This window comes from Sporichthya sp. (assembly GCF_013815995.1).
Lineage (GTDB): Bacteria > Actinomycetota > Actinomycetes > Sporichthyales > Sporichthyaceae > Sporichthya.
The window spans coordinates 1-8,736 of record NZ_JACDFE010000193.1 but is presented as its reverse complement, the minus strand read 5'-3'; the positions used below and the strand labels follow the sequence as shown (position 1 = coordinate 8,736).

Annotated in this window: 8 protein-coding genes; 7 read left to right on the top strand and 1 reads right to left on the bottom strand. The window is 69.7% G+C overall.

Going from position 1 to position 8,736, the window contains the following annotated elements; all coding sequences use genetic code 11:
* Window positions 1–77: 77 nt before the first annotated feature.
* From thyX to H0X00_RS18405, 3 genes are all read left to right on the top strand, one after another.
* Window positions 78–839 carry an FAD-dependent thymidylate synthase gene (gene thyX / locus H0X00_RS18415; protein WP_293773757.1) on the top strand — a complete coding sequence of 254 codons (762 nt, stop codon included), beginning with the start codon at window positions 78–80 and terminating at the stop codon, window positions 837–839.
* Between the two features lie 224 nt (window positions 840–1,063).
* On the top strand, window positions 1,064–1,972 hold the full coding sequence (dapA, locus tag H0X00_RS18410; RefSeq protein WP_293773756.1) for a 4-hydroxy-tetrahydrodipicolinate synthase: 909 nt from the start codon (window positions 1,064–1,066) through the stop codon (window positions 1,970–1,972).
* Complete coding sequence (locus H0X00_RS18405; RefSeq protein WP_293773755.1) at window positions 1,969–3,654, top strand: ribonuclease J; 1,686 nt, start codon at window positions 1,969–1,971, stop codon at window positions 3,652–3,654. Before dapA ends, H0X00_RS18405 begins: the two co-directional genes overlap by 4 nt.
* 13 nt (window positions 3,655–3,667) lie before the next feature.
* Here H0X00_RS18405 and H0X00_RS18400 read toward each other — a convergent pair whose 3' ends face one another.
* Window positions 3,668–3,955 (bottom strand): hypothetical protein, encoded by a 288-nt coding sequence (locus H0X00_RS18400; RefSeq protein ID WP_293773753.1) that lies wholly within the window; start codon window positions 3,953–3,955, stop codon window positions 3,668–3,670.
* On the opposite strand from H0X00_RS18400, the gene H0X00_RS23950 reads away from it, so the two are divergent.
* From H0X00_RS23950 to H0X00_RS18385, 4 genes are all read left to right on the top strand, one after another.
* Window positions 3,921–4,088, top strand: a complete 168-nt coding sequence (locus tag H0X00_RS23950) for a hypothetical protein (RefSeq protein ID WP_367186690.1) — start codon at window positions 3,921–3,923, stop codon at window positions 4,086–4,088. The two genes, H0X00_RS18400 and H0X00_RS23950, sit on opposite strands and share 35 nt — an antisense overlap.
* Window positions 4,089–4,220: 132 nt before the next feature.
* Entirely contained in the window at window positions 4,221–6,749 is a 2,529-nt protein-coding gene (locus H0X00_RS18395) for a DNA translocase FtsK (protein ID WP_293773751.1), read from the top strand.
* 175 nt (window positions 6,750–6,924) lie between these two features.
* Entirely contained in the window at window positions 6,925–8,445 is a 1,521-nt protein-coding gene (locus H0X00_RS18390) for an OFA family MFS transporter (RefSeq protein WP_293773749.1), read from the top strand.
* Window positions 8,442–8,594, top strand: a complete 153-nt coding sequence (locus H0X00_RS18385; protein WP_293773747.1) for a hypothetical protein — start codon at window positions 8,442–8,444, stop codon at window positions 8,592–8,594. Before H0X00_RS18390 ends, H0X00_RS18385 begins: the two co-directional genes overlap by 4 nt.
* The last annotated feature ends 142 nt before the right edge of the window (window positions 8,595–8,736 follow it).

Here is an 8,736-nt window from a genome sequence, read left to right as displayed (position 1 = left end):
CTCCTGACGGGAGCGGCGCCGTTCCTTGTCGGGGGCGTAGGGCATCCTTTGGGGGCACCCGCGAGAGAGGACCGGACATGACGCTGGACACCGCCCAGGAGCCCGATGTGGTTGAGGGTTCGGACCCGGTGGTGTTCCGCTCCGACATGACGGTCGAGTTGGTGAAGTCCTCGGCGAACGACGCCGACGTGCTCTTCGCGGCCCGGGTCTCGACCAAGGGTGAGCAGTCACTGGAGGACGTGGGCGGCGACGCGTCCCGCTCGGTCGGGCTGATCCGGTACCTGATGCGGGACCGGCACGGCAGCCCGTTCGAGCACAACTCCATGACCTTCTTCGTGCAGGCGCCGATTTTCGTGTTCCGCGAGTTCATGCGGCACCGTATTGGCATCAGTTACAACGAGGAGAGCGGGCGTTATCGCGAGTTGCGACCGGTGTTCTACGTCCCCGGCCCGGAACGCAAGCTCCAGCAGGAAGCGAAGCCCGGCGCGTACACCTTCGTCGACGGCACCCCGGAACAGCACGAGATCGTCACCCGCGCGACCAAGGACGCCTGCCGGACCGCGTATGACGCCTACCAGGAGATGCTCGCGGCCGGCGTGGCCCGCGAGGTGGCCCGAATCGTGCTGCCGGTGACCACGTACTCCTCGATGTACGTGACCCTGAACGCCCGCTCGCTGATGAGCTTCCTGTCATTGCGGACGAAGCGGGAGGATTCGACTTTCCCCTCGTTCCCGCAGCGCGAGATCGAGATGGTCGCGGAGGAGATGGAAGCGCACTGGGCGCGGCTGATGCCCCTGACCCAGAGCGCGTTCGACCTCAACGGGCGCGTCTCGCCCTGACGGATGACAGACGTCACGTCCTCAACCCCACCCGTAACGCCGACGGCGGCAAACGCGATTTCCGTTCAGATCGCGTTGCCGTCCGATCCCCCGAGCGGGCGGCGACGCGATCAGCTAGTTCCGGCCCGGCTCGCGCAGCCAATTGGCCTGTCGATCCCGCCACTGCGGTCGCTTTCACGTAACCCAGGCCTCGTCCGGCGTTGCGAAACGGTACGTTGACGACCATGTCTGCACTTCCCGCCGTGACCCCTGCGACGCCGTTCGGCCGTGTGCTGAGCGCGCTGGTCACCCCGTTCACCCGCGACGGCGCCCTGGACACCGAAGGCGCCGCCCGTCTGGCCAGCGAACTGGTCGACCAGGGCGGCCACGACGGGATCGTCGTCAACGGCACCACCGGTGAGTCGCCGACCACCACGGACGCGGAGAAGGAGCAGGTTATCCGCGCCGTCGTCGAGGCGGTCGGGGACCGGGCCAGCGTCGTGGCCGGCGTCGGCACCAACGACACCCGGCACACCATCGAGCTCGCGCGCCAGGCCGAGAAGGCCGGCGCCGGCGGGCTGCTGGTCGTCACGCCGTACTACAACAAGCCCCCGCAGTCCGGCCTGGCCGCGCACTTCAGCGCCGTCGCCGACGCCACCGGGCTGCCGGTGATCCTCTACGACATCCCGGCCCGCTCCGGGGTGCCGATCGCCACCGACACCTTGCTGCGGCTGGCCGAGCACGATCGGATCGTCGCGGTGAAGGACGCCAAGGACGACCTCGGCGCCGCCAGCACGGTCATGGCCAACACGAACCTCGCGTTCTACTCCGGCACCGACATGCTCAACCTGCCGCTGCTCTCGGTCGGCGGGGTCGGCTTCGTCAGCGTCGTCGGGCACATCGTCGGGCCGAGGCTGCGTGAGCTCGTGGACTCCTTCGTCGCGGGCGATGTCGCCCGCGCGATCGAGATCCACCAGGGCCTGCTGCCGATCTACGAAGGCATCTTCCGCACCCAGGGCGTGATCCTGGTCAAGGCTGCGTTGGCCTTGCAGGGCCGGCCCGGCGGACCGGTCCGATCGCCTCTGGTCGACGCCTCCTCCGCAGAGATCGAGCGCCTGCGCGCGGATCTTGCGGCCGGCGGCCTCTCTCTATGAGCCACCCGCACCCGGAGCTCTCCAGCCCGCCGCCGTTGGCGCCCGGTGCCCTGCGCATCGTTCCGCTCGGCGGTCTCGGCGAGATCGGCCGGAACATGACCGTCTTCGAGTACGGCGGCCGACTGCTCATCGTCGACTGCGGGATCCTGTTCCCGGAGGCGCACCAGCCCGGCGTGGACCTGATTCTGCCGGACTTCACCTACATCGAAGATCGCCTCGACGACATCGACGCGATCGTGCTCACGCATGCGCACGAGGACCACATCGGTGCCGTCCCGTACCTGCTGCGGCGCAAGAACGACATCCCGCTGATCGGCTCCAAGCTGACCCTCGCGCTCATCGAGGCGAAGCTGCAGGAGCACCGGATCCGGCCGTACACCTTGCAGGTCGACGGCGGCACCATCGAGCGGCTCGGGCCGTTCGAGTGCGAGTTCTTCGCCGTCACGCACTCGATCCCGGACGCGCTCGCGGTCGCGCTGCGCACTCCGGCCGGGGTGGTGCTGCACACCGGCGACTTCAAGATGGACCAGCTGCCGCTGGACGGCCGCCTCACCGACCTGCCCGGCTTCGCCCGCCTCGGCACCGAGGGCATCGACCTGATCATGGTCGACTCCACCAACGCCGAGGTGCCGGGCTTCATCCCGGCCGAGCGCGAGATCGGCCCGGTGCTGAACCGGGTCTTCGACGGCGCCTCCGGGCGCATCATCGTCGCCTGCTTCGCCAGCCACGTGCACCGCGTGCAGCAGATCATCGACGCGGCGGTGGCGAACCGGCGCAAGGTGGCCCTGGTCGGGCGCTCGATGGTGCGCAACATGGGCGTCGCCCAGAACCTCGGCTACCTCCACGTCCCGCCGGGCGTCATGGTCGACCCCAAGGAGATCGAGAATCTGCCCGCGGGCGAGGTGGTGCTCCTGTCCACCGGCTCCCAGGGCGAACCGATGTCCGCGCTCTCGCGGATGGCCAACCGCGACCACGCGATCCGTATCACCGACGAGGACACCGTGATCCTGGCGTCCTCGCTGATCCCGGGGAACGAGAACGACGTGTCCCGGGTGATCAACGGCCTGACCCGGATCGGCGCCAAGGTGGTGCACAAGTCCAACGCGCTGGTGCACGTGTCCGGGCACGCTTCGGCCGGTGAGCTGATCTACCTCTACAACCTGGTCAAGCCGCGCAACGTGATGCCGATCCACGGCGAGCCGCGCCACCTGCGCGCGAACGCCGACCTGGCGATGCTGACCGGGGTGCCGAAGGAGCGGGTCGTGATGGCCGGCGACGGCGTGGTCGTCGACCTCGCCGACGGCGTCGCGCAGATCGTCGGCGCCGTGCCGTGCGGTTACATCTACGTCGACGGCCTGTCCGTGGGTGACGTCACCGAGGCCTCCCTCAAGGACCGCCGCATCCTCGGCGACGAGGGCTTCGTGTCGGTGTTCGTGGTGATCGACGCCAACACCGGCAAGATCACCGGCGGGCCCGAGGTGACCGCGCGCGGTTCCGGCATCGACGACAACGCGCTGGTGGCGGTGCTGCCTCGCGTAGTCGAATGCCTGCACGGCGCGGCGGCGGACGGCATCACCGACCCGCACCAATTGCAGCAGATGGTGCGCCGGGTGGTGGGCAAGTGGGTCAACGAGACCTACCGTCGTCGGCCCATGATCCTGCCGGTCGTCGTCTCCGTCTGACGCACCCTCAGATTTAATCAGCCGGCGTCGCGAGTACCTCGACCTGCTCGCCCGCGTGCCGCTGTTCGCGCAGTGCGGCCGGGCCGAGCTCAAGGCCCTGGATGCCCAGGCGACCTTTCGGAGCGTCGGCGTCGGCTACGACCTGGTGCGCGAGGGCGATCCCGGTGAGGAGCTGTTCATCCTGGTCGACGGCACCGCCCGGGTGAACCGCGGCGGCGCCGTGGTGGACACACTCGGGCCCGGGGGACTTCTTCGGCGAGCTCGCCCTGCTCGACCCCGCGCCACGCAACGCCACCGTCACCGCGACCTCCGAGCTGGACGTGCTGGTGATCGGCCGGACCGAGTTCGAAACCGTGCTGGTGAAGGCGCCGGGCCTGACCCGCAGCCTGCTGGCCGGGATGGCCCGCCGGCTCCGCGAGCACGAAACGAGCTAAGGGCGGCGGTTCTGTTTCGCCGGCGGGCCGAGACCGCCTGAGCCGCCACCATTCGCTCATGCATGAGCGAATGGTCGACGACCGCCGCGTGGCGCACGGGGCTGGTGGGACACCAGATATACCCTGCGAACTATGGCAACTCGTGCGCCCCGCAGCGCGTCGACGACCTCGGGCAAGGGCTCGGTTCCGCCTGCGCGCGGGAGGGCAGCCGGCAAGGCCGCGAAGCCGGCCGCGAAGAAGGTGCCGAAGCGTGGGGCCCCGATCCGCAGGGCTGCCGCCTCCCAGATGAAGGTCAACCCGGTCTCCGGGCTGATCCTCGGTTTCTGGGCCGTGCTGGAGGGCCTGTTCCTGGCGATCGCGCGAGGGATCGGCACCGTGGTCCGCGGGATCGGCAACACCGGCCGCGAGCTGGACCCGGCGCATCGCCGCGACGGGATCGGCCTGTCGTTGTTCGGGCTCGCCGTCGTCGTGGCCGCGGGGGAGTGGTGGGGTCTGGAGGGTTCGATCGGCCGCGGTATCCGCGCTGTCGTGGCCGGCAGCATCGGCTCGCCCGGGCTGGCGGTCCCGGTCGCTCTGGCTGTGCTCGGGCTCTACATCCTGCGCAACACCCCCGACGGCACCGACCGCGGTCGGATCGGCGTCGGTGTCACCGCGCTCACGGTCGGGGTCTGCGGCCTGGTGCACGTCGCCAAGGACGTGCCCCTGCCCGAGGACGAGCAGGCCACCCGCGACGCCGGCGGCATGGTCGGTTACCTGGTCTCGCGCCCGCTGGTGGAGGCCATCAGCGCGCCGATCGCCGGCGTCCTGCTCGGCCTGATCACGGTCTTCGGCCTGCTGGTGATCACCTCGACCCCGCTCAACAAGCTGCCGCAGCGACTGCGTGCGCTGGCCACCCCGATCATCGGTCCGCCCGAGCCACGCGAGGTCGACGAGCTCCCGCCGCACCAGGCGGAGGAGCACCTGCTGGAGAAGCCCAAGCGCCGCCGTCGCACCACCGCCCCCGAGGTCCTCGTCGGCGACGAGCCGTTCGAGACCCCGGTGATCCCCGCCGCCAAGAAGCTGCCCAAGCCCGCGCCGGCGACCGACGACCAGGCCACCGGCCCGGTCATCGGCCTGATCGACCCGACCGCCGATCTGCTGCCCGCGCCGGCCAACGCCCCGCCGCTGCGCGGTGAGCAGCTTGTCCTGGCCGGCGAGATTGCCTACCACCTGCCCCCGCCCACCGCCCTGAGCGCCGGCACCGCGCACGTGGCCCGCACCAAGGCCAACGACTCCGTCGTCGCCGCCCTCACCGGCGTGCTCGATCAGTTCGACCTCGACGCGCAGGTCACCGGTTTCACCCGCGGCCCGACCGTGACGCGTTACGAGGTCGAGGTCGGCCCCGGTGTGAAGGTCGAGCGGGTCACCGCCCTGGGCAAGAACATCGCCTACGCGGTCGCCAGCGCCGACGTGCGCATCCTGAGCCCGATCCCCGGCAAGTCCGCGATCGGCGTCGAGATCCCGAACACGGACCGCGAGTGGGTCACGCTCGGCGACGTGCTGCGCTCGGACAACGCGCGCAACGACCACCACCCGATGGTGGTCGCGCTCGGCAAGGACGTGGAGGGCGGCTTCGTCTGCGCGAACCTGGCGAAGATGCCGCACATCCTGGTCGCCGGTGCGACCGGCGCCGGTAAGTCCAGCTGCATCAACTCGCTCATCGTCTCGATCCTGATGCGGGCCACCCCGGAAGAGGTCCGGATGGTGCTGATCGACCCCAAGCGGGTCGAGCTCACCGGCTACGAGGGCATCCCGCACCTCATCACCCCGGTCATCACGAGCCCGAAGAAGGCCGCCGAGGCGCTCGGCTGGGTCGCACGCGAGATGGACCTGCGCTACGACGACCTCGAGGCGACGGGCTTCAAGCACATCGACGAGTTCAACGCCGCCATCCGGGCCGGCACCCTGACCGCGCCGCTGGGCAGCGAGCGGGTGTACACGCCCTACCCGTACCTGCTGGTGGTCGTCGACGAGCTCGCCGACCTGATGATGGTCGCCCCGCGCGATGTCGAGTCCCACATCCAGCGGATCACCCAGCTGGCGCGGGCCGCGGGCATCCACCTCGTGCTCGCGACGCAGCGCCCGAGCGTCGACGTCGTCACCGGCCTGATCAAGGCCAACGTGCCTTCGCGGCTCGCGTTCGCGACGAGCTCGCTGGCCGACTCGCGGGTCATCCTCGACCAGCCGGGCGCGGAGAAGCTGGTCGGCCAGGGCGACGCGCTGTTCCTGCCGATGGGCGCCTCGAAGCCGATCCGGATCCAAGGCGCGTTCCTGCCGGAGAAGGAGATCCAGGCGGTCGTCAAACACTGCAAGGAGCAGATGACCGCGGTCTACCGCGAGGACGTCACGGCCGCTCCCGGACCGTCCAAGGACATCGACGGCGACATCGGCGACGACCTCGACCTGCTCTGCCAGGCCGCCGAACTCGTGATCACCACGCAGTTCGGCTCGACCTCGATGCTGCAGCGCAAGCTGCGGGTCGGGTTCGCCAAGGCCGGCCGTCTGATGGACCTGATGGAGAGCCGCGGCATCGTCGGCCCGTCCGAGGGCTCCAAGGCCCGCGACGTGCTCGTGGTGCCGGACGACGTCGACGACGTGGTGGCCGGGCTTCGCGGCGCGTAAGCATTCGGGAGTAGGCCGTGGAGTAGCCCAGATCCGCTCGGCGCTCGAAATCGGCCACTTGCCCGGACAGGACGACCTTTCGGCGCGCCGCGCGGCCGCCGGACGCAACGATCCTGAACACCTCTCGGACCCGCCGGTACTGTCCGCTCGGGGCCGGCCGAGCAGAGGTGATTCCATGAGCATCGGGTTTCTCGACCGCGAGCGGACGATTGCACCGCCCGGTTGGAGCCGCTGGCTGATTCCGCCGGCCGCGCTCTCGGTCCACCTGGCGATCGGTCAGGCGTACGCCTGGAGCGTGTTCAAGAAGCCGCTCGAGGCGACCATGCTGACCGACAGCGACCACCCCGGGACGCTCTCGGCGCTGCCGTTCCAGCTGGGCATCGTGATGCTCGGCCTCGCCGCCGCCGTCCTGGGCACCCGGGTCGAGTCCCGAGGGCCCCGCTGGGCGATGGCGGTGTCCTCGGCGTGCTTCTGCTCCGGCCTGGCCATCGCGGCGTTCGCCGTGACGATCGACCAGTACTGGCTGGTGGTGGTCGGATACGGCTTCGTCGGCGGGATCGGGCTGGGTATCGGCTACATCTCGCCGGTCTCCACGCTGATCAAGTGGTTCCCGGACCGCCCAGGTCTGGCCACCGGCGTGGCGATCATGGGCTTCGGTGGCGGTGCGCTGTTCGCGTCCCCGTTCAGCACCGAGCTGCTCAAGAAGTTCGACGCCGCCGTCGCGCCGCCGGCCAAGGGGGCTGCCCCGCTCACCGAAGCTGTGCTCGACAAGGCCCAGGACGGCATCGCCAAGACCTTCATCGTGATGGCGCTGTTCTACGTCGTGTTCATGGCGATGAGCTACCTGCTCGTCCGCGTCCCCGCGGCGGGCTGGAGTCCGGGCAAGCAGGCGCCGCGCGCGGACCGGCTCCTGCAGTCCAAGGGCAACGTGTCGGCCGCCAACGCCATCAAGACCCCGCAGTTCTGGCTGCTGTGGGTCGTGCTGTGCTTCAACGTCACGGCGGGAATCGGCATCCTGGAACGGGCCTCGCCGATCTATCAGGACTTCTTCCCCGGCTCGGACACGAAGACCGAGTTGGTTGCGGCCGCCGCCGGGTTCGTCGCGATCCTGTCCCTCTCGAACGCGCTCGGGCGCATCCTGTGGTCCTCGACCTCGGACTACCTGGGCCGCAAGAACATGTACCGGATGTACCTCGGCGTCGGCGCGCTGCTCTACCTGCTGGTGTTCCTCACCACCGACTCCAGCAAGCCACTGTTCCTGGTGTGCTGCATCTTCATCCTGTCCTTCTACGGCGCCGGCTTCGCCACCATTCCGGCGTACCTCAAGGACCTGTTCGGCACCTACCAGGTCGGCGCGATCCACGGCCGCCTGCTCACGGCCTGGTCGGTCGCGGGCGTACTCGGCCCGTTCATCATCAACAACATCGCCGACGAACGGATCAGCGACGGAAAGACCGGGCCGGACATCTACGCCCCGTCCTTCGCCATCGTCACGGTGCTGCTCGTGATTGCGTTCGTCTGCAACGAGCTGATCAAGCCGGTGGACCCGCGCTTCCACGAGCCGGCCGGCATCGAGGACGCCGTTCCGGTCGAGCCGACGGACACGGCCGCTGACTTGGAGGACGCCCAGGCGGTCACGACGGGCAGTGGCCCACCTGACGGCGGGAACCCCAAGAAGATCGGGAGTCCGTCATGAGCGCCGAGAACACGGCCGAGACCCAGCCCGCCACCGGCATGGACGCGAAGCTGCGGCCGGTGTTGGCGATCGCCTGGATCTGGGTCGCCTCGCCCTTCGCGTACGGCCTCTACAAGCTCTTCCAGAAGATCGACGACCTGTTCACCTGACCCGCCCCGAGCCGACCGCGACCCGGCCGGCTCGGGCGGGGTTCGCGTGACAGGCCTGGGAGAATCGCCACCTAGACTTACGGCCTGTGACCCCCCGCTCGCGCCGCCCGCGACCGGCCGACGCGGGCCCCCGCCCGAGCGC